The following is a 25,713-nucleotide window of genomic DNA, read 5'->3' as shown; positions in this document are numbered from 1 at the left end:
TCTCAGTTAACGCCGGCCGAATGAGCGCAGGCATCGGGCATTGAGCTAGGTGGGCGGCACTGTCGGAAGTTCTGGATCACAGGCGAGAAGTCGGACAACCGGACAGCTGTCCGATCCTGGATATGTTGAGAGCGCGATAAGCCTGTGAGCTGCAAGCTCTCAAGAAGTCGCGGAAAATATTCAGCGGCGCCGTCCAGAATTCGGTGAGAGTGTCGGCGCAAATGCAGGAAGGCATGAGAGTGCAGGACCCTCGAACGACTGACCGCACGGGAATCGTCTGGTCCCAATCGCCGTTGCGCACAGCTGTACTCGTCGGCGCAGTCCATCATCAATTTCGACACATCGACCGAGACTGCTGGGTTCACAAGCAAATACCGCCTAACGCCTGCCCCGTGTGGCCTCATCACTTGGCTAGCCCTTGTCCTTGAAGATTGTGCTACGTAGTGTCGCGTTATGACGCTTGTGCTTGCCTACGCCAACGAGGATTTCGTAACCATTGCAGTCGATCGGCGTACCGCTAGCGTTAGAAGTGGCAAACCTGTAGACGACAACTTCACCAAGTCGGCAGTTGTCTTTAATCAGTTCCTGGTGAGCTTCACGGGCCTAGCGCAGATCGGCCCGGATCGACACACTATGGAGTGGTTTGTGAAAGTGGCCGCTCGTAACCTCTCCGGGTTTGCAATGGGTGAAATAGCAGACGAGGCAACACGGGTGGTGAAGCATATCCGTGCGAAACGGTGCGAGAAGAGGCTTGCGTTTGTAGCTGTGGGCTACGACGACGAGGGGCGCATCACTTACGGCCTCATCAGCAACATGCATGCGGACAATGGTGAAGTTCTCACGGAGTGTCGCGATGATTTCATCTGTCGGATCGATCACCCCTTGCAGAAAGCGACTATTCGACGCATTGGCCAATATGTTCCAGCCATTGCAGCCCAGGATCTGGAGGAACGGCTCTGGGCCACACACGGCGAAGTCCTCCCGGGCATCGATACTGTTGAACAGATACTCGCCGGAGCAATCGAGGCTTCGGCCAGCAAGTGGATAAGTGACACCGCTTTGATCACAACCCTTTTCAGGGATAGTGGGAGAGCGAGATTTGATGTATATCAGCCAAATGCGAAACGTGGCCAGATTATTGATGTCGCATCCCCGTATGCGCTTTTTAGGGATGGTTCGATAGTTGTGATGCCGAATCAGAGACTTCGACGAGCCAACCACACTCCGCAGCGCGACTAAGTCTGCGACTGACCTGAGTTGGGTCACTTTGGTCAGTTTTGTAGGGTGGCGGTGTCTTGAGCTGGGGTGATGTCTCCGCTTAGTGCCCCTGCTAGGCACTAATTTGGGTCAGTAGGCTGCCTGGATGGTGTGGATTCGGCGGGTGCGCACGGCCTCGGGCGCGACCGCGGTCCAGATCGCCGAATCCGTCGATGGCCGCCGCCGGATCGTGCGCCATGTGGGCTCTGCGCGTGATGACGCCGAGCTGGGTCTGCTGCTCGAGGAGGTGTTGGCCGTCGCTCAGGATGCAGACGATGGCGTCACTGTGGATGCAGACGTGATTTCGGGGGTCGGTCTGCATTGTGACGGGGTAATCGTCGCGGCGACGCGGTGGTCGTCATGGTGACGACTGTCGGCAGGCATGGTGATGACGCCCCCGGCGGCAGCGCGGGGACGTCGGAGGGTCAGCCGGGTGGCGCCAGAAGGCGGCCGCGGGTGTACATCCCGATCAGGGTCCACGGCGGCTCACCGAGGGCGTAGCGGCGGCGGTCCCAGTAGGCCGCTGCCGACAACAGCGACAGCGCGTGGTGCAACATGTTCCCTCGGTAGCGCAGCGCGGTGAACGTGTCGGGGTCCAGGGCGAGCAGCTGCTCGGTCCCGTCGCGTGCGAGACGGTCCAGGTGCTCTGGCGGTAGTCGGCGAAGCCAGCGGCGCACGGTGGACACCGGCCGCCCCATGGTCGCCGCGATACGCCGGTGTCCGAGTCCATTTGCTTTGTGCAGCAATGCTGTTCCAATCACTGCGGTGGTGTCGGCATGGCGTGGCTGCAGAGCGGCGGGCATCACGATATGCGTTGACGAGCAGGACCGGCATCGCGTGCGGCGGGGGCGCACCGTGATCGTGGTCCCGTCGTGATCGCGCACGGAGCGCCGCCTGCCGTAGCCCCAAGAAGTCAGCTGGCCGTCGCGGCACCGCGGGCAGCGGAGTTCGCCGGCGGCGAGCAGTTTCTCGGCCAGTTCGCCGGTGCGCGCGACGATCACCGCAGAGCCAGTCCATGATCCACCAGCCTTACCTATCACCCGGGAACCGGGATAGGGGTCAGTTCGTGTTGGGCGACCGCAGAATCGACGCGTCCGCCGTCACCGATTGTGACGATCTCGGGATTCGGCATCGCGCCGGAGCCGAAATGGACTCTGCGCGAGCAGACCAGCGCGGGGTCCGTTCGTGGGCACGCTGATGATGCAGACGACCGCCGTCCCCGACCCGGGATTTCGACAACTTCAATGACGATCACCCCCGCCGTGGTCGTCACACAGAGGGACGGTCAACAGGAGGCCCGCCGGCTGTTGGCCGATGACACCCAAGGCGAGTTGGATCTGGGGATCACGCCGAAAGCCGTTCGGGCCCATATGGTTCCACCGCCAGCTGGCATGCTGTTCACCGAGGATGCTGGAGAATCCGCAGTACGGGAGTTGGTGGTGCGGCCGCGGGTGCTCAAGAGCTGCAGCGGGCTGCTGTATGACGCCCTGGCGCAGGTGTATGCCAGCCTGGGGTTCGACGACGCGGTCGGCGATGAGGTCTTCCGTGACCTGGTCATCGCCCGGGTGGTCGAGCCGACCAGCCTGCTCGACGCCGATCGGGTCCTCGCCGAGCTGGGACGTACCTCAGCGTCACTGTCGACCCGCAAGCGCACCCTGCGCCGTGCCCGCGGTGGTGGTTACCGCGACCAGATCGCCGCAGCGTGTTTCGCCCACGCCCGCACCGCCGGTGATGTCAGCCTGGTGCTTTACGACGTCACGACCCTGTATTTCGAGGCCGACAAGGAAGACGACCTACGCCGCGTGGGGTACTCCAAGGAACGCCGAGTGGACCCGCAGATCGTGGTCGGGCTGCTGGTCGATCGGTGCGGATTCCCCTTGGAAATCGGCTGTTTCGAAGGAAACAAGGCCGAAACTCTGACGATCGTGCCGATCGTGAAGGCATTCCAAGCCCGCCACGAGATCACCGACATTGTCGTCGTCGCTGATGCGGGCATGCTGGCCAGCGGCAATCTGCGCGAACTTGATGAGGCAGGGTTGCGGTTCATCGTCGGATCGAGGGTTACCAAAGCGCCCAACGATCTGGCCTCGCACTTCCATTGGCACGGCGACTTCTTCACCGATGGCCAGATCATCGACACCATCACCCCACGCGATCGACGCGGCACCGCGACCAAGACCAGCGACCCCAAGCGCAAAGCCGAGCCCGTCTGGGATCCGGCGACCCACACCAAGTCCTGGCGGGCGGTGTGGGCGTACTCGACCAAACGCGCGGTGCGCGACACCAAGACGCTCAACCTGCAGGAGAACAAGGCCCGCGCGGTCGTCGCCGGCGAGAAAGCCGCGCGGGTACCGCGGTTCATCAAGAACTGCAACGGTTCCCAAGAATTTGACGAGGCGTCGTTGCAGCGCGCCCGCCGCTTGGTCGGGCTCAAGGGCTACGTCACCAACATCGACGCCGCACTGATGCCCGCGACCGAAGTGGTCGCCAGCTACCACGACCTCTGGCACGTCGAGGCGTCCTTCCGGATGTCCAAATCCGACCTCGCTGCCCGGCCCATGTTCGCCCGCACCCGCGACGCCATCGAAGCCCACCTGACCATCGTGTTCACCGCCCTGGCCGTCAGCCGCGAAGTCCAGACCCGCACCGGCCTGTCACTGCGCCGATTCCTACGCACCCTCAAACCCCTGCGATCAGCCACCATCGACCTCAACGGCGTCATCGCCACCTACCCGCCAGCCCTAAACACCGAGGTCAACGCAATCCTCAACGCACTGAACGCCGAGAATTCAAGGCACTAAGCCAAATGACCCAACTCGGGACGAGCCAACCACACTCCGCAGCGCGACTAAGTCTGCGACTGACGGAGGAAGTCTACCGATGCTGGGGCTGGACATGTTGCAATGCAGGCGATTACGGCGATCAGGTCATGCAGCGGGAACACGCCAGCGCCACTATTGATAGTGGTGCTGCGGATGTAAGCTGGGCGTCCCCGTACCCGTAGACGGTGACGGGGACGGTGACGCAGCAGCTCATCCCTGCTCGTCAATATCGCGAGTGAGTAAAACCTCGTCGACGGCGCCGGCGGGTGCAGAGGCGCGGATACGCAGGGCTGGCAGGTACCGCGGCCGACCGGCATTGTCTAGGCCGTGATCGCTATCGTCCCATTCGTAGATGACGACACGTAGCGTGTTGGTCAACCTTCCTAGCAAGATGGCGAGGGCAAAGGGGCATCGCAGCAACAGATGCACTTCCGCGTTCGCATGGTCGTTGGCCAGGGTGCGGATGCGTGCGGCCGCTTCTGCTGCGATGGCGCCTGCTATTGAGTTGTCGAGGAGGTCGCCGCCGGTGCTGCGAAGGTGTTGCCACGCGCTGAGATCCTGTCGGTTTCCCTCGAGATACCGTTCGAAGGCCGCTTCGCTTGTATCGGGCATCAAATCGAGGTAGATCGCAACGGCTCGGCGCCCACTGGCGATTGGGACACCGTTGACACTTTGGTTCTGAATGTAGATGTGTGGCGGCATCGACACGCTGGCGTCACCGCTGCTTGTCCAGGACTTTCCTCGTTGGTCGATCACTTCGATATGTCCGATGCGTGTGGACGGCAGGGCGGCTCCTAGCGTGAACGCGACACATAAGTGTGCGCCTCCGCGGATCCGTACGCGTTGTGCGGCGGTCCGAGTGACTGCGTCGGGTAGGAATGCGATCGTGTCCCGGAGGTCGTTGAGTCCCTCAGCGCTGGGCAACCGTTCGTGTTCGGATGGCCGTACTCGGATATCGAACGCGCTTGCGGTGCTGTCATAGGATTGCGGCACGTTGCGGGTTTGCACGCTCAGTTCACAAGTGTCCGTGTCGGATATGCGTGCGCGATGATTCGCTGCACGGTGCCACAGAAGCTTGTGAACGATGTGGAGCAGACCGGCGCGGTCGGTGGGGTGTTGGTCGACTCCGGTGAGAATGCCCGGCTTGACATCTAATAAGGCGTCGGGAGCCGTGTAGTCGGGTGAGCTATCTTCTGTGTCGACGGCATTGGCAATGGCGAGCGCGAACTGTGGCTGGGTGCGGTGTAGTTCCAGAAGGCCGGGGGCTTCGACGGTCTTGACGACTTTGCTGTTGATGATGTCTGGTGTGACGACCAGGACTGCTCCGGAGATCCCCGCGGATATCGCTTGGATGAGCCGGTTTTGGGTGTCGCCGGGTGGTAAGTCGTCTCGGTCGCGCCATACGGGCAGCCCCGCCGCTCGCAACAGCCATGCGAGTTCGGCCGCGATGGCGGTACCGTCCTCTTGCCGATAGGAGATGAAGATCGGGCCAGTCGGGTCGGTGGTCATCGTTCTCCTGTGCCGGTGTGGCTGTCCGTGCGGGTGCGGTGTTGTGGTTGTCGCGTAGCATGTTTGGCGCTGTGCTCCGAGTCGATGGTGATGTCCAGCGACAGCGCGCGGACGCGGTGGCGTTCAATAAGCCAGGCGGCAGTGGTGATGCCCGCGTCCGGTGTGAGCCCGACGATGATCGCCACGAACCACTCGAGGTGAAGTTCGGGATCGTGGAGGTGCTGAAGATACGAGTGCAGATCGAGCGCACTCGGCGTTAAGTCGCCCGTCGGGTGGGTGTGCCATTCGCCGATCCACTGGTGGCCGTCTTCGTTCCATGCTGTATTCGCCAAAGATTGGGCGTGCGCGAGGTCTCGCAGGAACGAGTGCTCGGTCCGGTGTGCCCGCGGCCCCGGATCTCCTGCCCGGCTGATAACGATGGCGTCGGCGGTGTCGGGTCCGAGCAGGATCCCTCCCGTCTCCAAGCCGTCGTGTGATCTGTCGGCCTCGCGGGCGATCCCTCTTAGGGCGGCGGGGGCGATGTGCGCGACCGGTGATTCTGCGCGGGTGGCTAAGCGGCGCACGTCGGGCAGTTCTGGCGCGGGGGCGGGATGGGCAACCAGCGTATGTCGCCTGGCTTGTGTAGGTCGAAGGGTTCAGCGAGGTCGCCGGCGGGGTGGAGCCCGAGAATTGCGTGCTCGTCAGGTAATTGTTGGGTGTGGTCGCCGTGCAGTGACTCCAAGAGTGTGGCCACGGCGATCTTGGCGGCGAGGGTGCCGACGTAGCGAAGATCCGGCGGAACGGCCGTCATGGGTTGGTGGGTGCGTCCGGTGCCGTAGTCGAGTTCCTGATCTGCTTCGGCGTCCATGGCGCCGCGCTGAGCAAGATGTTGGCGTAGGCAGAGCAGGCATCCGAATCGTGGGGTGGGACGTAGCCGCAGAATTTCGCCGACGGCGCCGTGGTCAAGGACACAAGCGAGCACGGCTGGTGTGGCACTGCGGCGGGCGAGGTGGCTGACGACGCGTCGTGGGGCGATTCCGTCCGCTGTGCACAGGACCAAATCGACGTCCTCGACAAGGGGCCGAATGTGGTGCGCATCGTCGACAACGTCGAGACGGTGGGCGCGAACGTCTTGGGAAGACCACGAGGCATTGAGGTGGTCCTTAAGCGCCGACACCTTGTAGCGCCCGACGCTTTCGGGTCCGAGAATATGCCGCAGCATGTTGTGCCAAAGGAATCGGTCAGGGTCCACGAGTTCGACGCGACCCACGCCGTAACCCGCCAGGGCTTCAGCGGCGGCGCCGCCCAGGCTGCCGCAGCCGACCAACATGACCGAGTTCGTGGCGAGACGTTCGATCGGCCAGGAGTCCGCTAATTGTCCGATACCGACGACAGCGGGTTCGACTTCTACATGAATCGGTCGCACGCCTTCGCGATGGATCAACCACCCGGCGAACTCGCACACACCGACGGCGCGCAGCTCCGCAGGCACGTCGGGTTGGTGGGTGATCAAAATTCCGAGTCGAGCGCCAGGATCTACCAGCGCCGGGATTGTCTCTTTAAAGAAGTCGAAAGAGACGGTCGCCGCCCCGGGACGGCGAAGCATGTTGATATGCAAGATATTTAGGGTGTCGGTGGGCTCGCGTACCCATTGGGCTGGCACTGTTTTGTCGCCCCAGTGCAACGCCCTGAATTCTTGTGGGATGTCGACTGGAAGCGTTACGCCGTCAACGACATCGAGGGCAACAACGACGAAGAGGTTCTCCGACGGTGCACTCCGAATGGTGACACGGCCGCGGGTCGCCGTCGATGACGCGATCTTGGTGGCGCCGTCGGCGGTGAGCACGATGAAGGGGTCATTGCGATACATCATTGCCCTCGCCGTTCTCGCGGTCGGGCGCCGAGTGGACGGCTTCGGCGATTTTGTGGTCAAAGGCGGGATCGGAGACGATTCCGGTGAGCGACATTTGCGTGATTACGCCGGCTTTCATCAGCGCGTACTCGACCCGCCAGCCGGCGGCTTTGGCGAGGAGCTCGGTGACGCTCGACTCGGGCTGCCACGCGCCCACACTTTGGAGCAGGCATAACGATCCGCCTGGTGCAACATGCCAGGCCGTTTGGGTCTGCTCCGACCAAGACGGCTCCGGATCGAGGGAGTAGATGGTGGGCGGCACCATGGGGTAGGCAGCCGGATAACGCATCAGTACCTCAATGCCGTGCTCGCCGATGAGATCGATCAGCGCCGCGGGTTCCTCACGGTCGAAGGGCCACCGCGGCAGTTCGCCCATCCAGCCGCCGTGCGGGAAGGATTCGCCGCACGGCGAGTCCGGCCCGAAGTACTGCAGGTGCGGCGCGAACGCGGCAATGTCGTCGCGGTCCCTCGGTAGACGCCCGGGTTCGGCGTCCATCCACAAGATCGGCGCAAGGTCAGCGCTGCTTTCGGGCCATTGTGCGGGTGCGGTCATCCTTGGGGGGTGTCTTTGACCGGCCGCGGAGGCGGTGGAACGATCACGGGTCCCGGGTTGGCGGGCAGGGGGAAGTCGTCACCGAAGACCGTGCCCCAGTGGTGGATCGCTCCGTTCGTATCGTTGTTGATCTGAGCCTGGGTCGCCTTGGCCGCGCTGTCACGTGCACTAGCTAGATAATCAGCGAACGCCTCGTAGTCCAGGTCAGACTGGATGGGCCCGCACAGCTGCGCCGGGTCGAGGACTTCGCTGCCGCCCTCGATGTGGTAGGCCGCGCTGACGAAGAACTGGGCGATGGCCGCAGGCTGCGAGGAGTCGGTCGGCAGGAATTGAAGCGCGAGCACCTCCATGACCAGAGATTTGATCTTGATGTCTTGCTCGGCAGCCCACCACTTCAGCATGCGCACCGAGCCGGCGAACTTGTTCCAGGCGGTGTGCTTCTTGGCGACCTCGGTGATGAGGTACTCGGGATTGGCATCGATCCATTCGTTGGAGGCTGCCTGCGGGATGAGGAGCTTCCCGTCGCGCCGCAGGGCGGGCATGGCATCGACGGTGAAGGCGTCTGGATCGTCTGGGTCATCTAGGAAGCATTTGACGGCGTGGTTGCGCCAGCGGGCGAGGCGGACTTGCTGGGCGTGGGTGCCGTTTGAGGCTCCGAGCAATTCGTGGACATGCGCTCGGGTGTAGTCCAACGCGTCTTTGGCCGAGGCCCCGGCCTCGCCCCAATCCGGATGGTCGTCGCCGTTGAAGACGACGATCACGTCGACGTCGCGGATGGGATCTTTCTGGGTGCCGCGCGCGAGCGAGCCGGACGGGATGACCTCCAAGACGTCGGGTAGCGGGCCGAAGGCCTCCTTGAAGAGGTCTCGGCGTGCGCGGGCCTGTCGTACGGCGGTGAGGTCGGCGTTCACCACATCCTGGAACGCTTTGAAGGCGTCATTCACGCTCACGTGGTCTCCTGATCATCGCCCTTGAGCTGTTGCTCCAAATCTAGCTGGGGCCACCGACACGCCAGCGTGGGTCGGCCAGGGCTGCGTAGTTGACGGGGGTGAACCGGCCACGTCGGGCGCCCGACGGCGCAGCCACCCGTTCGGCCCGCCGAGCCGTCCGTGTGTCCAGGCGGGAGAGGGCAGGCGATGGCGCTAGGTGACTGTTTGTGGTGCGGGGACCGAACCGGTGGTCGCAGAGCGGATCGATCGGCATCGTGAAGTGCGGAATCTCGGCGAGATGACCGCGCGCAACCAATGCGCTGACGCAGGTGCTGATCCGCTCAACGACGTTCGCCGACGCCGCAGGGTGGGTGTCTGCCTGCGCTAAGGGTCCATGCGTTGCGGCACGGCGACCCAGTCGCCTCATGCACGGTCGATGATGGGCAACAATTCGTGCCGGGCCAGCGCCCGGTGTGGTTACAGATCGGACCCGAAGTTCTCCAAAGCCGCCGATAGCCGGCAGGCCACGGTCGTGGCGTTGGGCCGTCGGAGCCAGCCTACGAGTCCACAGTGAAGGCATGCTCGTAACCCTGTGGGCCGAGATGTTCGTAGACCAGTGTCGTCGTCACGCGGTTCCAGTGGTGGCCGAGGAGCACGGCCAGCCCGAGCGGGCCAATGAGAAACAGATGCAGTGTTGCGGAGCTGGCGTGGTCGCGTGCGAGGTCGCGGATGGCGACGGCAAGGCTGTTAGCTGCCACGGGTGTGGTCACCGCGCTTGGGCCCGGTCCGGTTGCCGGGGTGGCGGTCAGAATCGTGTCGACGGGCAACGCGTTCTGGACAATCCAATCGGTTGCCTGGCCGGCCGCGTTGGCGGCCACGTTGACGATGACGGCGATGTCAGAGCCTTGCCCGATGCGATTCTTGGTCACGTCGAGGTCGAGAGGCGCTGTGGCAACTTCACTGGTCCATAGTTGGTCGCCCTGGCGGATGCCGACCTCGTAGCGCAGAACCCGCCGCAATTCAGCACCGAGCAAGAAGCCCGTTGCTTGACGCATGTGCCCCGTCGCCAGAATGCGACGGGAACTGCCGAGTTGCGCTGGCACGGTGGCGATTTCGCCGGCAAGATCGGCCCATGTATACGGCGGTGCGGGGGCCACGCGGTGCCAGGGCTTTTCTCCGGAGATGCGCTCTACCCAGTCGATGCTGACGGCAACTTGGTCGGCGAGCTCGTCGTGCTTGATGGTCGCGATCGACACGGTGGTCCATGGTGAGCCGGCCTGAAGATCCCGCGTGGTGACGGCTTCGTTGATGTCTGCCAGGGTCAGTCGGCGATGCCCGGCGATGACTTGCTGGGATACCCACTTCGTGCCCTGGTCGATGGCATTGTCGTCCGATCGCAAACCGTTGGCGGTCATCAGAAGGGCGACCTCCTCGCGTAGACGTGGATAGTCGTAGGCGATATCGAAGTGGAGGTCGTCGAGCAGGGCCATCAGCGCGGGCTCGTCGGTGCCGGCGGCCGTTGCCCATGCTGTCCGTGCTTTCCCGCGCTCTGAGTTCGGTCCACCTTGGGCGGCGCGGGGGACCAGTCTGCTGTCGCGACCGTCTCGGTCTTTGAGCAGGACGTCGGTGGGATCGTGCGGGCGGTTGGTGGCAAGCCGCATTTCAACGGGATCGCCGTTGGCGGTGAGGGTTTTGTGTGTCGTCGCCAGTTTCTTGAGTATGCCCTTTTCGTCTAGGTAGGTCAGGCCGACCGGCATGCGGTTGTCGACGGCGTATTTGGCCTGTGTGTACACGTGCGGGGGGCGCTGCCGGTACCGCACGACGTCGTCGCCGTTGCCTACGCCGGGTTCTTCGACACCAACGGCGAGCGTGGGGTTGTCGGTGTTTCCCGTCAGGTTGTGGTGCAGCGCTTCCATGCACGCCCGCCAGACGTGCAGCCACTGGTATTCGTCACCGGTTATGCGGACGCCGGTGGCGCTGGGCAGTTCGTAGCCGGTCATGCGGGGGCTCCTGGCAGGTCGGTGGTGGGTGCGTGAGGGCCGTTCGTGGGGTGATCGCGGTGGTCGTTGCGTGGTGTCTGCCCGCGAAGTCCGCCCGTCAGTGTGACGGTGCAGGCGCGGGGGATCAGGGTGACTATGCGTCGGGCATCGAGGGTGTATCCGTGATCGGTTCTGCGGACCACGATCTGGGTTGGATTGGGCTGGCGTGGCGTTGTGATCGAGATGAGGGCCAGCGATGCGAGATCGGTGGGGCTGTGGCCGACGTCGTGGGGGTGACTGTGCCAATCGCCGAGGTAGCCGAGTCGGTGATCGGCCGTGCGTGCCTTGAGCACGGCGGGGTGGTCGGTGCCGCCGGGGATGCGGTAGTGGGATCGGCCCCGGTCGACGGTGGGGATTTCGATGGCGGTGATCACCCATGGATGCCCGTCCTGGTAGACGCCGATCAGGATGCCGCCGGTTTCGTCAGGGTGTGCCTGTGCGGCAGCGGTTGTCATGGTGGTGTGGGCGGCTTCGGTGAGCCACAGTCGCGTACTGGTGTTCACGTGTTACTCCGACGTTGTTGTGTCGGCGGGATCCACGATGCCGATGCGATGAAAAGGTGGGTTCATCGGGCTGAGCACGGTGATGCGTTCTTCGGGTCGCTGCCGCCGAGCGGTCAGCTCATCGATGGCGGCGGCGGCGGTATCGGCCGCTGCGGTGAGCACCGCGGTGGGCGGGGCGTTGTTCACCGGTGCGGTGCATCCCAGTTCGAGGAAACCGGCGCGAGCCCGACCGTTGGCGTCGATATCAGGTGGTAGTGCCAAAAAGCGTGGGTGGGTCGGCCGTGCCGCGATCGGGGTGTCGCCTGCGGTTTGGCGCTGCACCCGGACCAGCGCGCCGTGGTGGAACAGGGCTCCCACAATGAGCGGTACGCCCCGGCGCCGACATGTCTCAGCAAGCGCGGCGGTCAGCGGCAACACCCCGGTGCAATCAATGACCAGATCCACATCGGCGACCTGGGCGCGCAGCTGGGCTGGGTCGTAGGGCAGGTCGTCGTGGCCGGCCACCCGGGTCCAAGGGGCGTGCTGCTCGACGGCGGCGGCCACGGCGACGGTTTTGGGGTATCCCACGAAGTGGCGGGTGCTGACGTGGCGAACAACGTTGGTGCTGGTGAGAAACTCGCGGTCGTACACGTGGAGGGTGCCCACGCCGCTGGAGGCCATGGCGACGGCGACGTGTCCGCCGACAGATCCGGCGCCGGCGATCAGAACCGTCTTGTCGGCGAGCCGGTCGGCATCGGGCCCTGCGCGTCGACGCAGCGCCTGCGCGTCGTTGGGGGTCGCAGCCAGTGCCGCCGTGTGCAGGGTGTCGCCGGTACCGGTGAAGCTGACTACGACGGCGTCGTGGTCAGCATCGTGGCGGGGCCAGGCCAATGCGATGAAATTGTGTCCGCTGCTGGGCTGCGGGAACACTGTGTCGGATCGTGCGGCGAGTCCACGTGCGAGGTTTCTGCGTTGGCGGCGCTTGAGTGCCGCCCGCACGTCGTCGAGGGTGCGCGGAGGGTCTGCCAGCTGGCTGAGCAGGTAGAACGCTCCCGTGAGGACCGGTTTGCCGATGTTCCGAGGGTCTGGTGGGTTGCCGGTGCCGATGAGCAGCGAGTTGCCCTGCACAGTGCCGAATACCTCGGCGGAGTACCCGGGTGTGCCGCCGGCGATCAGGTCGTGCAGCGGCAGCTCGGCGCGGTAGTAGCTCAGCGCGTCGTAGAAGTAGTACGCGTCGAGCGCGCGGTCTTCGGGGTTGAAACCGTCCTGGGCTGCGGCGGCCCACTGGTCGAGGCGGTCCCAAAGTCCTTGTAGTTCGCGGCCATTGATCTGGGCCGGGTCGTCTTCGGCCCACAGGCAGATGGTGCCCTGCGAGGCATGGCCGGTGCGCAGGCCGGGGACAACGACGTGGGCATAACGTAGTGGCCACCCGGGGTAGAACTGGATCCGCATGCGGGTTGCGTCGGTATGGGCGCGCAGGCTCGGCCGAATGGGCCCCGTCCAGCACGGCGCGTCGTGGTCGCCGTTGGGAGAGAATCCGGCGTTGACCAGGTCGGAGCAGAACCGATCAAATGCGGCGTCGTCGTAGGTATCCAACAGCCTGCTCAGCGGCGAGTATCCAGACGCGGCGTGGCGAAGCCACGCGGCTGATTGCTGCCCAGCGCACCCACCGCGGTGACGGCCCCGATCGGGAATCCGGCCGCATCACACCCGTCGGGCAGCGGAAGGATTTGCCCCCGGTCGTTCGTACCCAGGATGTCGCGCCACAGCTTCGCTGCGCGGCACCGTTCCGAGTTGAGCGCCGCGCGGGCCTCACCGGCCAGACGCTCGAAGGTCTGCCCGGCCGATCTCCACTGCCACGGATCCAGGGCAGGTTTCAGCGACGTACCGAGCACCGGGTCGGCCAGACCGTCGTCGGCACACTCGATCAATCTAGCGCCGACGTGTTCCATCGTGGCGGCGAGCAGCTCGGCGTAGGTGGTTCCGGTGACCAGCTGTTCGTTCCACACGTAGTACGCGGCGACCTCGACGAACAGGCCGCCGGGTCGCTGCCCGCCGAGGTGAACGTGGCGGACCTGACGGAGCAGCCGCACGATGTGCCGGTAGGCATTTTCGCCGCCGACCGTCGGACTCCACGCGGCCGTGGCCAGCGCATCGGTATCTTTGGCGAACTGCACCGGATTGGTCTTGATCCAGCGGCCCTCGTCGTTGTTCCATTGGTCGCGGTCACGGTTGGGGATGGCCCAGTGCTCACCCCAGGGGACGGCCGGCACTGCGTCGATGGCGAACGCATCATCGCTGAAATGGCCTTCGGGCTCGGGGAACTCGATCTTCAGCGACCGTGCCTGAGGAATGACGCGCCCGCCCGGGACCTCCCCCTTCACGCCGTAGGCGTCGACGAGCACGCGCTCGACCGCGTTGTAGATCTTCTCCGGACTGTGGCGCACCGACAGCTTCGTGCAGCGCAGGAAGACATCGACGTCCTTGCCGGGATACCGGGCGGTCAAGCGCGCGTAGGAGCCGATGAGCCGGGCGTCGATGCCCCAGCTCTTCAGCTCGGCATCGGCCTCGAGTAAGTCGCGCACCTCGGTGTGTGCGTCGATGGCCCGGTCGCGCTTGTCGCCGTGGATGCTGACGTTGCGTACCGCCTGGGCGAACTCGGCATCGAGTGCCTCCATGGTGCTCCTGCAAGTAAGTCGAATTCGTATGGATCAAGGCATTGCCGACGGGAGCACGCACAGATGCACCACGTCGTGAACATTGCGGTCGCCGTGCACGTCGACTGCGGCGGCGGGTGACGCGGGGGAGTTTTGGCTGTGACACGGTCGCTCCATCCGCCAAGATGTTCGAAAGCACATCGTACCGGCGGGGTCCGACACAACGGACGCTTGTGTCAATCATCGGGCGTGGCCGTCCCGCTCGGGCCGGGTGACCCGGGCTCCGGACTCGGACCGGGGCCAGGGGCACGATAGTGCCGCGGCGGCGCACTCCTTGCCATGGAGCAACGCTGCGCGCCGAACTACAGAGGGAACTGGGTATAAACGCTGTTCTTGATATCGATGGGGCAATCGTCCCTGCCGGCCAGTTGCTTGCTCCTGGCTCCGTCAGTATTCGCGTCGAAGTACATGATGCATTCGGCGATGGCGCCCTTATTGGTATCCGACACCGTCGGCCACAGCTCCACCACCAGAGGCAGAACGGACGCATCCCGGTTCGCCGCGGTGATCAGCAGATGAGCCATCGGGCGTCGCGACCGGTTCGCGATATCGGCAACGTCAAACTCGGTCAGAACCGCACGCACCACGCGCTGAACCTCGTCCAGTGTGCAGTACGGAATTCTCAACGCCGCCAACGCTTGCTTGTACAGATTGAAAAGCGCCGGGAGATGCCGTCGTTGCGCCTTGGGTGTTTCTGCCGGTAGTCGCTCGATCACCGCGCCTCTAAGCGCTTCGACAACAGTGAAACGAAGCTCATCACTAAGCCGGTCGTGCTTGCCGAGCATGATCAGCAGCGCGATCAGCGACGCCGGCGTCTGCGGATCATCGTTGGCCGCAAGCGATTTCAAGAGTCGGGCTGTAATCTGCTCGGCAACTGGACCTGACGGCGGCACGATCTGCGACGCCATCTCATCGAGGGCGGCGGCGAGTAGACGTACGCAGTTCGAGTGGCGGCAGTCGAGCAAGCTGTACAGCCACGCCGAGATATCGGCACCAACGTCGCCGCCGCGCCAGGCGCGCAGTGCGGCCGTCACGCCTCGGGTGGCGGCGAATGCGGCATTGGTGGGGTCGCCGTCCAGATGACGGGTGACGTGTTCACGCGCCGCCGTGTTCTGTTCGATTACCAGCCCGTCGAGCTCGGCCAGTCTTTCCCGATCGTCCTTTGCGTCCGTCAGCAGCGCTCGCACCTCCACCTCGATATCAGCGAGTTGCGTTGGGCTACAGGCGTTGAGGAACGTATCGTACGAACTACGAATCGTCGCCGCCTGTTGCGCCGGCGAAAGCCCCGACACGCGCGCTACTTGACGCGCGCAATCTCGAAGTCGTTCGGGATCATCAGTCGACACCTTGATCAGCGAGGGCCACACGCGGCGCGGATCGGCGCCGATCCATTCCGGCAGGCGTTGGGCGAGCGCTTCGCGCTGGGGCGCCGTCAGTGCATCGGCGACATGATTGACCACGCTGCAGGCCGTGCCGATCGCGGGTTTGGCGAGATCATCCGGCAGGGCCAGTATCGTGTCGAGAACGAGCCCTTGGTGACGATCAGCGATGAACATCGCGACATTCGCCCAACGGTCCCGTTTGAGCGGCGCATCGCTGAATGCCGTAAGTAGCACCCCTTTGGCGATGAACTCGTCTTCGCAGAGCGCGTCGGCGAGCCGTACCTGACAGGCGTCCCAACGCACCGGGAGTTTGGCCTCGAGCATCTCCGAGATGTCTCTCCATCCCATCGCTTTGCGGAAGTCGGGGTCCTCCCAATTGCGCGTCAACAGGCCCGCCACGGCGTCCACGGCACCCGTCGGGCACTCACAGTGGGCTGCATTAATCAGCAAGCGGGTTTGGAGTTGCGGACCTGTGGGACCGGCCTCCACTACCTTCAGCAGGGCTCCGCGGGCAGCAGCAGGAAGCTCGAGGGGAGTCGATTCGGTGCTATCACTGGTGTAGAAGTCGATGAAGACGGCGATGACCGCTGTGTCGAACTTCGTGGCCACGGTATTGGCGATGAAGCGAGTCACCACCGACGGAAGAGTTTCCTTGGTGACGTACGGGTCGCGGCTGAGGACTGCACTCAGGAAACTCCGAACGAAGGCCGGGCGGTCGGTGTCCGGCATCTCGTGGTAGAGCCGCACGCATGTCGCGGCGATGGGTCCGATATCGGATGTCGTGGCTGCGCGCAAGCAGCCGATAGCGATGTCTGACGCGGCCTTGAGGCACTCCTGAGGTGCGTCGGCCATTACGGCTATGCCGGTGCTTATCAGTGTTTGGTCGACCGCCTGCCCAAGTCGCACAACAAGTTCCGCGTCATGCCGCTGGAAAGCGCCGAGGAAGTGCAAGCGCACACCCTCAGTCCGCGTCACCGGTATCGCGTCGACGACGGCGCCATAGCGTTCATCCGACATCGTCAGCGTTACCAGATATCGTGCAACCGGCCATAATCCGGTTGCAACTCCGTCGTCGAGGAGATTGAAAAGCCGCCGAAGGTCGCCGGCGCTGCCTGCACGACCCAGTAAGCGCGAGATGGCGTACTCGCCGTAGGTCTGGTGGAAGAATTGATATCGACCGCCGACCTGTTTGAGTACACCGTCACTTCTGAGCCGTTCCAATGCCATGTCGTCGGTTGCCAAGGTTCCCGCTGCAGACATGACGAGATGGTCTGTGCTGGACTGCCACATCTCCCTGGCGATGGCTTCGACCGTCGTCTCTTGTGAGCGCGCTGCGGCAGTAACCCTACCGTGGCGGTCACGTGCGATGCGTCGGTTCCAGTATTGGTTGTACAGTTCGGTCACCGTCAGGTCGTCTGGAATGGCGCCGACAGATGCGTAGATGTCGCATGTCATCGCGAGACGCAGCGGTGTGGCGCACACCGCTGACGCCTCCGCGCGCCTCAGGCTGGCGAGGAAAGCATCGCGGCGATCAGCGTCGATGGCCACAGCATCGGTGTACCTGCGCGCCCAGTCTTGAATATCCGTTGCGGTCAGACCGGGCAATTGATAGCGGGTTCTGATCAGATCGCGCTCAGAATCAAGAAAATTCAGATATTCCTGCTCCCGGCAAGAGAACCACAGGCTGCAACGGCCGGCGAGAGACCTCAGCACGCTCGCGATACTGTCGGCGTTCGTGTCGTTGAGAATGAGATCCACAGTGTCGAGCAGGATCGCGACCGGCGTGTCGTCTCGCACGATCTCGTCGATCAACCTGGTGAGGGGCCAAGAGGGCTTCGCATCGACGCCGTCGGCGCGAGCGCCAATCGCTGCTGCGCCCAACGCCCTGTCGATGTCAGCAGGGCTCGTCAAGGCAGCAGAGGTCGGAATGCGTGAGCACAACACTAGGAAGGGAACCGCTGGGCCGCCGCCGATGCCCACAAAGCTGTCGTAGAGCTGACGCAGCAGCACGCTCTTCCCGAGCCCACCCTCTCCGATCACCGCCACGGGTGTCGCAACGTCGTTGAGTGATCCGCCGCCGGCGCGCGCTAGTCGCGCAACGCGATCGACGTTGGGCAGAACTTCTGGGGCGATGACCTCGCGCGCCGACTTCGACGCCTCCACCAATTGCGCGACGGCCCTGTCGACCTCCACGTCGCCGATTGCCTGCCCCGCCTCGTTGGCGGTGCCGATGGCATGACTGAGCACGCGGACTTCGTCTCGGCTCTGTTCGACGGCATCACCGATTAGCCTGAGCTTGTAGCTCAGCGCGTTAGCGGACTCGTGCGCGCCGAGAGCACCGATGAACTCAGCGACCAGAAGGGACGCGAGCTTGTAGGCTTCGTCGGGGGGCGCTGCAGGCAGTACCCGCGCCGCGATAAGGGCGGACAGTCGCGCTGTGCCGGCGTCATCCTGGTCATAAAGGGCATCCAGAGCTTCCCGGGAAGCGAGCAGCCTGAGCAACTTGCGTCGCTGGCCGCCGGTCATCGGCACAGCCTCGGGATGGTCCTTGATCGCCGCGAGCAACCGGTCGCGGATAGAAGGTTCGATCAGCTTCTTGATGGCGACGACGCCGACCCTGCCGAGCAGTCGACCCCCCTCCATCCATCCAGTGTGACACGCCCACCGGCGACGCCCGGTACTGTCCGAGGACCGCGCTGCCGCAAAACAACGGCGCGCTGGCCTCCAACGTGGCAGTCCGCGGGTCCAGCAGCTGGCGGTAGCTCGGGCACGCCGGTAACCTCGGGCGGCCCGGCTGCCGCGAGCGAAACAGGAAGGCTTGAGAGTGTCGGAGGGGCCGTTGGTGCTGTGGGGTTCATGGAGCGCCACCGCGCCATTTCCGCGGTGAGCAGCCGGGGGCCTCGCGTCCTCGGTCACCGTCCAACGTGAGATCCCTAGAGGATAGAGTCTCGGCGCCGGCGCTTAACCCTTGGACTCGACCGTGGCCGTAATCTCGTGCCAGTGGGAATTCAGCGTGTAAATCAGGCGTACGACGAGGACGATGCTCACGTCACCAGAGCTTTCCTGACACTCGGCCACGTGCTTGCAGCGATCGGTGCCGAGCACGACCCGCCTATCGGACTGGACGACATGCGAGTGATCCGGCATAGCTTCAACACCGGTGAAGAGTTGAGTCTGCGCGGGCCGGAGGATCTGACCGAGGACAAGGTCCGGCAATACACACGGTCCCAAGGCGCCTCACCCCGGCAGTTCCCCGCCGAACCGGAGCGATTCTGGGTGGTCCTCGTCGCTGACGGCCAGCGACGGTCGCGGCTGTGGGGAGTGTTCGAGAATCACGGCGAGATCACCGCCGAGCGCACTGCGGAGATCCGATTCTTCGATCTGCACCGCAGCGATTTCCTGAAGTCGCTCGCCAACCGCCTCGTCGTCGAGTGGGACACTCCACGAGTCTGGCACCGCCGCGCTGCCCGCGTGGCCGACATGCCCGTCCTCGAGATCGCCGACCGCGATCAGGTGCCGTTCCCTGGATTCGACAAGGTGTTGCTGACATTTCATGAACTCGGCGAGATGGTGTCGGATCGCCGCTACGCCGACTGGCAGGTCGCGCTCTCACAGGTGCAGGGCGTCTACCTGATCACCGATTCCTCCAACGGAAGACAGTACGTCGGGAAAGCCGATGGCGCCGAACGGATTCTGCAACGCTGGAAGTCGTACGCGCAGGATGGCCACGGTGGCAACCATGCGCTGAAGGAACTCGCCACGATCAGCATCGGAGCTGGCGGCGGTAAGACCGACCACGCCCGGCATTTCAGGTTCAGCATCCTGCGGGTGTTCGGTCCCAGCACGTCTCCCTCGGAGGTCGACGACGCCGAGTCCCACTACAAGCGGGCGCTGATGACTCGCGAGTTCGGCCTCAATCGAAACTGAGCAGCCGGCCGGCAGGAGCCTACTTACCACGCCTCTCGTCGATCATCGACTGGATATACGAATCGACCTGAGCCTCTTCGTAGTCGCTTATCTCCTCTTCCGTTGCATCATCCGGTTCCAGCTCTACCTCCAGCGGTATGGAAGCCTCGACCAGATAGTCGCGGCGGTCCAGCTTCAGTCGGCACACTCCGCACTCAAACCGGTCGGCAGAGCCATCCCGTTCGACATACGCAGCGCCCGCGGGTTCGTAGCCGTACTCCCCGGCATCCGAGTACTCGACCATCGGATGGCTACGACGCACCTCGTAGACCACCCACCCCATATTCTGGCAGGCAGGGCACTGATGCGGCGACGCCTCCTCGGTGGCCGAATCAATCGTCGGCGTTACCTCCGCGAACTGCTTGATGACGTCAGCTCTGCCTGCATCAGCCAGGCTCCGCGCCAGCCTCTGGTAGTCCTCCCTCGCTCTGCGCAACAACTGCTCGTACCGGGCCTTTGCCTCCGTGACCGCTTCGTCAACGATCGCGCGGACGAACTTCTCCGCCTCCTGTTGACCGTCCCTCTGTGTGACGACCACGGCGGGGGTGATCGTCATTGAAGTTGTCGAAATCCCGGGTCGGGGACGGCGGTCGTCTGCATCATCAGCGTGCCCACGAACGGACCCCGCGCTGGTCTGCTCGCGCAGAGTCCATTTCGGCTCCGGCGCGATGCCGAATCCCGAGATCGTCACAATCGGTGACGGCGGACGCGTCGATTCTGCGGTCGCCCAACACGAACTGACCCCTATCCCGGTTCCCGGGTGATAGGTAAGGCTGGTGGATCATGGACTGGCTCTGCGGTGATCGTCGCGCGCACCGGCGAACTGGCCGAGAAACTGCTCGCCGCCGGCGAACTCCGCTGCCCGCGGTGCCGCGACGGCCAGCTGACTTCTTGGGGCTACGGCAGGCGGCGCTCCGTGCGCGATCACGACGGGACCACGATCACGGTGCGCCCCCGCCGCACGCGATGCCGGTCCTGCTCGTCAACGCATATCGTGATGCCCGCCGCTCTGCAGCCACGCCATGCCGACACCACCGCAGTGATTGGAACAGCATTGCTGCACAAAGCAAATGGACTCGGACACCGGCGTATCGCGGCGACCATGGGGCGGCCGGTGTCCACCGTGCGCCGCTGGCTTCGCCGACTACCGCCAGAGCACCTGGACCGTCTCGCACGCGACGGGACCGAGCAGCTGCTCGCCCTGGACCCCGACACGTTCACCGCGCTGCGCTACCGAGGGAACATGTTGCACCACGCGCTGTCGCTGTTGTCGGCAGCGGCCTACTGGGACCGCCGCCGCTACGCCCTCGGTGAGCCGCCGTGGACCCTGATCGGGATGTACACCCGCGGCCGCCTTCTGGCGCCACCCGGCTGACCCTCCGACGTCCCCGCGCTGCCGCCGGGGGCGTCATCACCATGCCTGCCGACAGTCGTCACCATGACGACCACCGCGTCGCCGCGACGATTACCCCGTCACAATGCAGACCGACCCCCGAAATCACGTCTGCATCCACAGTGACGCCATCGTCTGCATCCTGAGCGACGGCCAACAGCCTCCTCGCCACCCCAGTACCGAACCCGTTCCGAGGGTTCGGTGCCCAGGTGCGTGAACACCCGGTCGGTGAGCAACACCATCTTCTTGAACGCCGCCTCGTTGGCCCTCGTCGACGCGACTCCGAGATGAATCGCGGCATTACGAACTTGGAAGATCGGTTCGAAGTCCTTCTTGTTCAGCTGTAGCGCGCACTGAGCGTTCGCCCGGTCGAAGGCAACCAGTCCCGTAACCGTCGTCAGCTGTGGCAAGTGATCCTGCATGGTTCCCTTGTCATCTAGCGTGAGCGCCGTTTCGACCGCGTACTTGTCGGGCAACAGATGGAAACTCTGACGTGCCAGTGCATGCTTGAGGAGAAGCTCTACAGCGGTTCCGATCGAGATCGCCACCCGCTGCGCGTCCCAAGCCGCCCCGCCGGGATACAGCTCATGCACAAGGCGCGCATGGTGAGAAGAGCCGTCCCACAGCACGTCCGGCAGCTTGTTGTGTGCGATGTGATGAGCACCGGCTGGCCAACCCTGAGTCACGGACTCACAGTAGTTTGCCGGCCGCCGGCGTCTGGCATGTATAGAGAGGCCCGTTGCGGAGCGGTCCGCGGCGGGTTCGATGCTAGGTAACTGTCGAGACGACCTGATCTCAGAAGCGCTTGGTCGCGGGAGCGGTGAGACACCGGCCGCCGATGCGCGTTCGTCATCGCAGAACTCAAAGCACCTGGCCGGCCGGCAAGAGAAGCATGGGGTCCCGCGTCACCCCGGCGCGCCCTCCGTCCACTGTCTCCCCACGTCCTTAGGCTTTTAGGTATCACTACCGGTCGGGGAGGTACGAGCATGGCGACTGGAGCCAACGCCAACTACTGGGAAGACCACCGCCTGCCCGGTGTGCTCAAGCTCAACCTGCTGCGCCGATACCTGCCGGTGTTCCTGATCCGCACCAGCACCAAGACCAAGCATGTCGCGTACGTCGACGGATTCGCCGGCAAGGGTACGTACGGGGACGGGTCTCTCGGATCGCCCGGCATCATGCTGGAGTTCGCCGCGGGTCAGAAGTTCAAACGCGACACCGCCGTCGACCTCTACCTCTGCGAGAAAGACGCGGACTCCTTCGCCGACCTCAGCCAGCTGGCGGCGACATACCAGAAGAAGGGGCTGGCGATCGACCTCACCAACGGTGAGGCTGCAGAGCACTTGTCCGCGGTCCTCCCGCGCGTCGCCACGCTGCCGACGTTCATTTTCGAGGACCCGACCGGTCTCGGGGTGCCCTACGTGGATCTCGTCGCAGCGATGAACCGGAACGACTCTGCGGCGTGGCCTCCAACGGAGATGCTGATCAACCTGAGCCTGGAGGCTATCCGACGGATCGGCGGCCACCTGACCTCCGCTACACCGAACGAGAAGACCATGCTCCGACTCGACGAGGCCCTTGGCGGGGCGTGGTGGCGCGACGAACTGGCGTACGGGGTGTCACCCCGAGCCGTTCAAGCAGTAGTTTCCCGATTCGTCAAGCAGCTCGGCGCCGATACCCGATTGTTGACCGTCCCTCTGTGTGACGACCACGGCGGGGGTGATCGTCATTGAAGTTGTCGAAATCCCGGGTCGGGGACGGCGGTCGTCTGCATCATCAGCGTGCCCACGAACGGACCCCGCGCTGGTCTGCTCGCGCAGAGTCCATTTCGGCTCCGGCGCGATGCCGAATCCCGAGATCGTCACAATCGGTGACGGCGGACGCGTCGATTCTGCGGTCGCCCAACACGAACTGACCCCTATCCCGGTTCCCGGGTGATAGGTAAGGCTGGTGGATCATGGACTGGCTCTGCGGTGATCGTCGCGCGCACCGGCGAACTGGCCGAGAAACTGCTCGCCGCCGGCGAACTCCGCTGCCCGCGGTGCCGCGACGGCCAGCTGACTTCTTGGGGCTACGGCAGGCGGCGCTCCGTGCGCGATCACGACGGGACCACGATCACGGTGCGCCCCCGCCGCACGCGATGCCGGTCCTGCTCGTCAACGCATATCGTGATGCCCGCCGCTCTGCAGCCACGCCATGCCGACACCACCGCAGTGATTGGAACAGCATTGCTGCACAAAGCAAATGGACTCGGACACCGGCGTATCGCGGCGACCATGGGGCGGCCGGTGTCCACCGTGCGCCGCTGGCTTCGCCGACTACCGCCAGAGCACCTGGACCGTCTCGCACGCGACGGGACCGAGCAGCTGCTCGCCCTGGACCCCGACACGTTCACCGCGCTGCGCTACCGAGGGAACATGTTGCACCACGCGCTGTCGCTGTTGTCGGCAGCGGCCTACTGGGACCGCCGCCGCTACGCCCTCGGTGAGCCGCCGTGGACCCTGATCGGGATGTACACCCGCGGCCGCCTTCTGGCGCCACCCGGCTGACCCTCCGACGTCCCCGCGCTGCCGCCGGGGGCGTCATCACCATGCCTGCCGACAGTCGTCACCATGACGACCACCGCGTCGCCGCGACGATTACCCCGTCACAATGCAGACCGACCCCCGAAATCACGTCTGCATCCACAGTGACGCCATCGTCTGCATCCTGAGCGACGGCCAACACCCGATCCCACGTGGTGGTCGTACCCGTCCTGCGAGCGCCGGGACAACAGCCGGTTTACTACCTGCTCTTCTGCACCCGGCACGCACGTGGTGTGTGGAACTTCGGGCACTGCGCGGCGCAGGCCACCGAGGACTGGTGGCAGGGCGCCGATGCGATCGCGGTGCAGCGCGACGAGGTCAGGCTGGGTGACCAGCTGGCGTTGCTGCCCACCGAGACGATCCTTACCCGGCCGAAGCTCGATGAGGTGGAGCAGAAAGCTCTGCCGTATATCGCGGAGCGGATCAACGACATGCTCGTCAACGGGAAGAAGCCGATCACCCTCGGCGACCACTCCCTTGAGGTGTTCGGCGAGTACTTCGGACAGGTTCGGGAGAAAGTGGCCCGCGCAGCCGTGAAGGACTTGCATGCACGCGACCTCACTCCGAGCGCAGGTATCGGCCCCAAGGTCGAGAACCTTGTCGTAGCTCCTAGCAGCTAACCCGTTGCCGCGGTGGGCATCTCATCCCACAGCTGGCCGTCGAGCTCGCGGCCTGCTGCCTTCGGGGTCCGGCCGCCCCACTGTTTGAAGAAGAACGGCACTCCCTCGGTGCGGCAGGCGTCGCGAATGTCGCGCGCCCAGGACAGCTCCATCGGCCGATGCCTGGGACCTGACTCGCCGCCGGCGATCACCCAGCCGATGCCGGTGAGGTCGATCCCGCCCAACGGACCGATCAGCGGTTCACACGATAGGAAGCGCACCGCGGCCGGCACCTCACGGAGATGGTCAACCCGGCTAAGAAAGTCGGCGTTCTCCACCGAGACGCCCATCCACAGGTTGTCGGGCCAGTCCAGCTTGTCGGCGACCCGGCTCAGCCGCAGACTCCGCTTGGTCAGCACCTGATAGGTGTGCTGCGGGGTGTCGCGACACACGTCGAACACGTCGCGGATGAAGCTGATCGGCACCTTGGCGTGGAACAGGTCGGCCATCGAGTTCACGAACACCACGCGGGAGCTGCGCCACCGCCGCGGTTCGTCCAACGCTTGCGGGTGCATCGTGACACCGAAGCCGGGGCCGGATGTGCGCGGGTCGCCGTCGGTCTGGTACTTCTCCGCACCCATCGCCTTGAGCCGCTTTGCCAGGGTCATCGCGTAGCAGTGATCGCACCCGGTGGATACCCGATCGCACCCAGTGACGGGGTTCCAGGTGGCCTCGGTCCACTCGATCGCTGAACGGTCCGCCATCGGGCCTCCTCACCTGCGCATTGTTGCTCCAGTCGTTACTCTAAGACCCGCCACCGACGGAAGCCGCCAACCAGTCAACCTGGTGCAGGTGTGTCGAATGGTGCCAGTGATACTCGTCGGCTGAATCAGACGCATGTCGACCAAACAATTCCCGTTAAGCCGTCAAGTTCACAACTGTGACCGCAGATCTTCGCCGGCGAAGCGCTTGGCCGGAGCCAGCACGGCAACGTCGCGCCCCCGGCGAGTGATCACGAAAGTCCGCCCTTGTTCTGCTTCGTTGATGAACCGGCTGAAATGTCGGCGTAGTTCGGTGATGCTGATGCGCGGCAGCGAGGGATCGATCATCGTTCAGTACCAGGATCGCCAACGGCACCGAACATCTCGATCCAACTTTCGAGCTGCGCGGCGGACTCGGTGAGGATCAGCGCGAGAGCACGCGCGTTCTCAATCGTTAGTCCGGAGTCAGGGTGGCAATCGAGGTATATGTGGGAGACTTCCGCAGCAGTCTCAAAGCTGCCGTCTTCAACCTGAATCGCGCTGATGCGGACTCCAGCCGTGCATCCGGCGGGGAACCGGTCGGGTGTGTAGACGACGCGGGATGCGATGCCTTGGTCCAACTCCCATTCAGTGCAGAGGGATCCGATCGGGGTAGCGGGCTCCTCACAGCTTCGGCTTGACATTGCCACCATCGTCCTTCCTGTACCGCTGGGATTGCCGTGATGGGTTGCTCGGTACGACCTCGACTTCATCTGGGGGAGTGTGCAGTTCACCCAACACTGCCTGCCGGAAGGGATCAGACGCGCCACTCGGCGATAGGCCGGGAAC

General features: G+C 64.3%; 24 protein-coding genes. 8 read left to right on the top strand and 16 right to left on the bottom strand.

From position 1 onward, the window contains the following. The first annotated feature begins 453 nt into the window (after positions 1-453). Both KXD97_RS24675 and KXD97_RS24670 read left to right on the top strand, forming a co-directional pair. The gene (locus KXD97_RS24675; protein WP_260753079.1) at positions 454-1,239 is read left to right on the top strand and encodes a hypothetical protein; all 786 of its coding nucleotides are present in this window, start codon (positions 454-456) and stop codon (positions 1,237-1,239) included. Between the two features lie 124 nt (positions 1,240-1,363). Beyond that, a complete protein-coding gene (locus KXD97_RS24670; protein ID WP_260753077.1) occupies positions 1,364-1,624 on the top strand; it encodes a hypothetical protein in 261 nt (86 codons plus the stop codon). 58 nt (positions 1,625-1,682) lie between these two features. On the opposite strand, the gene KXD97_RS24665 is transcribed toward KXD97_RS24670, so the two are convergent. Continuing rightward, positions 1,683-2,258: a DUF6431 domain-containing protein gene (locus KXD97_RS24665; RefSeq protein ID WP_260751629.1), complete on the bottom strand. Its 576-nt coding sequence runs from the start codon at positions 2,256-2,258 to the stop codon at positions 1,683-1,685. A 243-nt stretch (positions 2,259-2,501) separates the two neighbouring features. On the opposite strand from KXD97_RS24665, the gene KXD97_RS24660 reads away from it, so the two are divergent. Then, on the top strand, positions 2,502-4,058 hold the full coding sequence (locus KXD97_RS24660; RefSeq protein WP_260753076.1) for an IS1634 family transposase: 1,557 nt from the start codon (positions 2,502-2,504) through the stop codon (positions 4,056-4,058). Between the two features lie 231 nt (positions 4,059-4,289). Here the strand turns inward: KXD97_RS24660 and KXD97_RS24655 are convergent, their stop codons facing one another. From KXD97_RS24655 to KXD97_RS24610, 10 genes are all read right to left on the bottom strand, one after another. Further along, positions 4,290-5,588, bottom strand: coding sequence for an SAVED domain-containing protein (locus KXD97_RS24655; protein ID WP_260753075.1), 1,299 nt, complete (start codon positions 5,586-5,588; stop codon positions 4,290-4,292). Next, a complete protein-coding gene (locus tag KXD97_RS24650; protein ID WP_260753074.1) occupies positions 5,585-6,151 on the bottom strand; it encodes a Mov34/MPN/PAD-1 family protein in 567 nt (188 codons plus the stop codon). Before KXD97_RS24650 ends, KXD97_RS24655 begins: the two co-directional genes overlap by 4 nt. Continuing rightward, the gene (locus KXD97_RS24645) at positions 6,139-7,440 is read right to left on the bottom strand and encodes a ThiF family adenylyltransferase (protein ID WP_260753073.1); all 1,302 of its coding nucleotides are present in this window, start codon (positions 7,438-7,440) and stop codon (positions 6,139-6,141) included. The genes KXD97_RS24650 and KXD97_RS24645 overlap by 13 nt, the downstream gene beginning before the upstream one ends. Beyond that, on the bottom strand, positions 7,424-8,032 hold the full coding sequence (locus tag KXD97_RS24640) for a hypothetical protein (RefSeq protein ID WP_260753072.1): 609 nt from the start codon (positions 8,030-8,032) through the stop codon (positions 7,424-7,426). The genes KXD97_RS24645 and KXD97_RS24640 overlap by 17 nt, the downstream gene beginning before the upstream one ends. Then, positions 8,029-8,982: a nucleotidyltransferase gene (locus KXD97_RS24635; protein WP_260753071.1), complete on the bottom strand. Its 954-nt coding sequence runs from the start codon at positions 8,980-8,982 to the stop codon at positions 8,029-8,031. The genes KXD97_RS24640 and KXD97_RS24635 overlap by 4 nt, the downstream gene beginning before the upstream one ends. A gap of 536 nt (positions 8,983-9,518) precedes the next feature. After that, entirely contained in the window at positions 9,519-10,961 is a 1,443-nt protein-coding gene (locus KXD97_RS24630) for an SAVED domain-containing protein (RefSeq protein WP_260753070.1), read from the bottom strand. Beyond that, the gene (locus tag KXD97_RS24625) at positions 10,958-11,503 is read right to left on the bottom strand and encodes a Mov34/MPN/PAD-1 family protein (RefSeq protein WP_260753068.1); all 546 of its coding nucleotides are present in this window, start codon (positions 11,501-11,503) and stop codon (positions 10,958-10,960) included. The genes KXD97_RS24630 and KXD97_RS24625 overlap by 4 nt, the downstream gene beginning before the upstream one ends. 3 nt (positions 11,504-11,506) lie before the next feature. Then, a complete protein-coding gene (locus KXD97_RS24620) occupies positions 11,507-13,078 on the bottom strand; it encodes a ThiF family adenylyltransferase (RefSeq protein WP_260753066.1) in 1,572 nt (523 codons plus the stop codon). Between the two features lie 8 nt (positions 13,079-13,086). Continuing rightward, a complete protein-coding gene (locus KXD97_RS24615; RefSeq protein ID WP_260753064.1) occupies positions 13,087-14,160 on the bottom strand; it encodes a nucleotidyltransferase in 1,074 nt (357 codons plus the stop codon). A gap of 341 nt (positions 14,161-14,501) precedes the next feature. Next, complete coding sequence (locus KXD97_RS24610; protein WP_260753063.1) at positions 14,502-18,224, bottom strand: NACHT domain-containing NTPase; 3,723 nt, start codon at positions 18,222-18,224, stop codon at positions 14,502-14,504. 357 nt (positions 18,225-18,581) lie between these two features. Between KXD97_RS24610 and KXD97_RS24605 the strand changes: the two genes are divergently transcribed. Beyond that, entirely contained in the window at positions 18,582-19,508 is a 927-nt protein-coding gene (locus KXD97_RS24605; protein WP_260753062.1) for a GIY-YIG nuclease family protein, read from the top strand. Positions 19,509-19,527: 19 nt separating this feature from the next. On the opposite strand, the gene KXD97_RS24600 is transcribed toward KXD97_RS24605, so the two are convergent. Beyond that, a complete protein-coding gene (locus KXD97_RS24600; protein WP_260753060.1) occupies positions 19,528-20,103 on the bottom strand; it encodes a hypothetical protein in 576 nt (191 codons plus the stop codon). A gap of 243 nt (positions 20,104-20,346) precedes the next feature. Here KXD97_RS24600 and KXD97_RS24595 point away from each other — a divergent pair, with 243 nt between their 5' ends. Then, the gene (locus KXD97_RS24595; protein ID WP_260751629.1) at positions 20,347-20,922 is read left to right on the top strand and encodes a DUF6431 domain-containing protein; all 576 of its coding nucleotides are present in this window, start codon (positions 20,347-20,349) and stop codon (positions 20,920-20,922) included. A 98-nt stretch (positions 20,923-21,020) separates the two neighbouring features. Here the strand turns inward: KXD97_RS24595 and KXD97_RS24590 are convergent, their stop codons facing one another. Further along, positions 21,021-21,626, bottom strand: a complete 606-nt coding sequence (locus tag KXD97_RS24590) for a hypothetical protein (protein ID WP_260753059.1) — start codon at positions 21,624-21,626, stop codon at positions 21,021-21,023. A gap of 300 nt (positions 21,627-21,926) precedes the next feature. Here KXD97_RS24590 and tcmP point away from each other — a divergent pair, with 300 nt between their 5' ends. The 3 genes from tcmP to KXD97_RS24575 all read left to right on the top strand — a co-directional run bounded on the left by tcmP (position 21,927) and on the right by KXD97_RS24575 (position 24,145). Then, positions 21,927-22,673: a three-Cys-motif partner protein TcmP gene (gene tcmP / locus KXD97_RS24585; protein ID WP_260753058.1), complete on the top strand. Its 747-nt coding sequence runs from the start codon at positions 21,927-21,929 to the stop codon at positions 22,671-22,673. A gap of 240 nt (positions 22,674-22,913) precedes the next feature. Beyond that, positions 22,914-23,489 carry a DUF6431 domain-containing protein gene (locus tag KXD97_RS24580; protein WP_260751629.1) on the top strand — a complete coding sequence of 192 codons (576 nt, stop codon included), beginning with the start codon at positions 22,914-22,916 and terminating at the stop codon, positions 23,487-23,489. Positions 23,490-23,677: 188 nt separating this feature from the next. Further along, entirely contained in the window at positions 23,678-24,145 is a 468-nt protein-coding gene (locus KXD97_RS24575; RefSeq protein WP_260753057.1) for a hypothetical protein, read from the top strand. Here the strand turns inward: KXD97_RS24575 and KXD97_RS24570 are convergent. From KXD97_RS24570 to KXD97_RS24560, 3 genes are all read right to left on the bottom strand, one after another. Further along, positions 24,142-24,888: a DUF5131 family protein gene (locus KXD97_RS24570; RefSeq protein ID WP_260753056.1), complete on the bottom strand. Its 747-nt coding sequence runs from the start codon at positions 24,886-24,888 to the stop codon at positions 24,142-24,144. The genes KXD97_RS24575 and KXD97_RS24570 overlap by 4 nt on opposite strands. A gap of 168 nt (positions 24,889-25,056) precedes the next feature. Next, the gene (locus KXD97_RS24565) at positions 25,057-25,233 is read right to left on the bottom strand and encodes a type II toxin-antitoxin system Phd/YefM family antitoxin (protein WP_260753055.1); all 177 of its coding nucleotides are present in this window, start codon (positions 25,231-25,233) and stop codon (positions 25,057-25,059) included. Further along, positions 25,230-25,505: a hypothetical protein gene (locus KXD97_RS24560; RefSeq protein WP_260753054.1), complete on the bottom strand. Its 276-nt coding sequence runs from the start codon at positions 25,503-25,505 to the stop codon at positions 25,230-25,232. The genes KXD97_RS24565 and KXD97_RS24560 overlap by 4 nt, the downstream gene beginning before the upstream one ends. Between the last annotated feature and the right edge of the window lie 208 nt (positions 25,506-25,713).

The organism is Mycobacterium sp. SMC-8, from assembly GCF_025263565.1.
Lineage (GTDB): Bacteria > Actinomycetota > Actinomycetes > Mycobacteriales > Mycobacteriaceae > Mycobacterium.
This window is presented reverse-complemented; position numbering and strand designations above follow the sequence as displayed.

Bases quoted from the DNA above. Each gene is read 5' to 3' on its own strand.
- KXD97_RS24610 (WP_260753063.1), bottom strand. From the start codon at position 18,224: ATGGAGGGGGGTCGACTGCTCGGCAGGGTCGGCGTCGTCGCCATCAAG.
- KXD97_RS24655 (WP_260753075.1), bottom strand. From the start codon at position 5,588: ATGACCACCGACCCGACTGGCCCGATCTTCATCTCCTATCGGCAAGAG.
- KXD97_RS24675 (WP_260753079.1), top strand. From the start codon at position 454: ATGACGCTTGTGCTTGCCTACGCCAACGAGGATTTCGTAACCATTGCA.
- KXD97_RS24600 (WP_260753060.1), bottom strand. From the start codon at position 20,103: ATGACGATCACCCCCGCCGTGGTCGTCACACAGAGGGACGGTCAACAG.
- tcmP (WP_260753058.1), top strand. From the start codon at position 21,927: ATGGCGACTGGAGCCAACGCCAACTACTGGGAAGACCACCGCCTGCCC.
- KXD97_RS24640 (WP_260753072.1), bottom strand. From the start codon at position 8,032: ATGACCGCACCCGCACAATGGCCCGAAAGCAGCGCTGACCTTGCGCCG.
- KXD97_RS24670 (WP_260753077.1), top strand. From the start codon at position 1,364: ATGGTGTGGATTCGGCGGGTGCGCACGGCCTCGGGCGCGACCGCGGTC.
- KXD97_RS24645 (WP_260753073.1), bottom strand. From the start codon at position 7,440: ATGATGTATCGCAATGACCCCTTCATCGTGCTCACCGCCGACGGCGCC.
- KXD97_RS24630 (WP_260753070.1), bottom strand. From the start codon at position 10,961: ATGACCGGCTACGAACTGCCCAGCGCCACCGGCGTCCGCATAACCGGT.
- KXD97_RS24565 (WP_260753055.1), bottom strand. From the start codon at position 25,233: ATGATCGATCCCTCGCTGCCGCGCATCAGCATCACCGAACTACGCCGA.
- KXD97_RS24615 (WP_260753064.1), bottom strand. From the start codon at position 14,160: ATGGAGGCACTCGATGCCGAGTTCGCCCAGGCGGTACGCAACGTCAGC.
- KXD97_RS24660 (WP_260753076.1), top strand. From the start codon at position 2,502: ATGACGATCACCCCCGCCGTGGTCGTCACACAGAGGGACGGTCAACAG.
- KXD97_RS24570 (WP_260753056.1), bottom strand. From the start codon at position 24,888: ATGGCGGACCGTTCAGCGATCGAGTGGACCGAGGCCACCTGGAACCCC.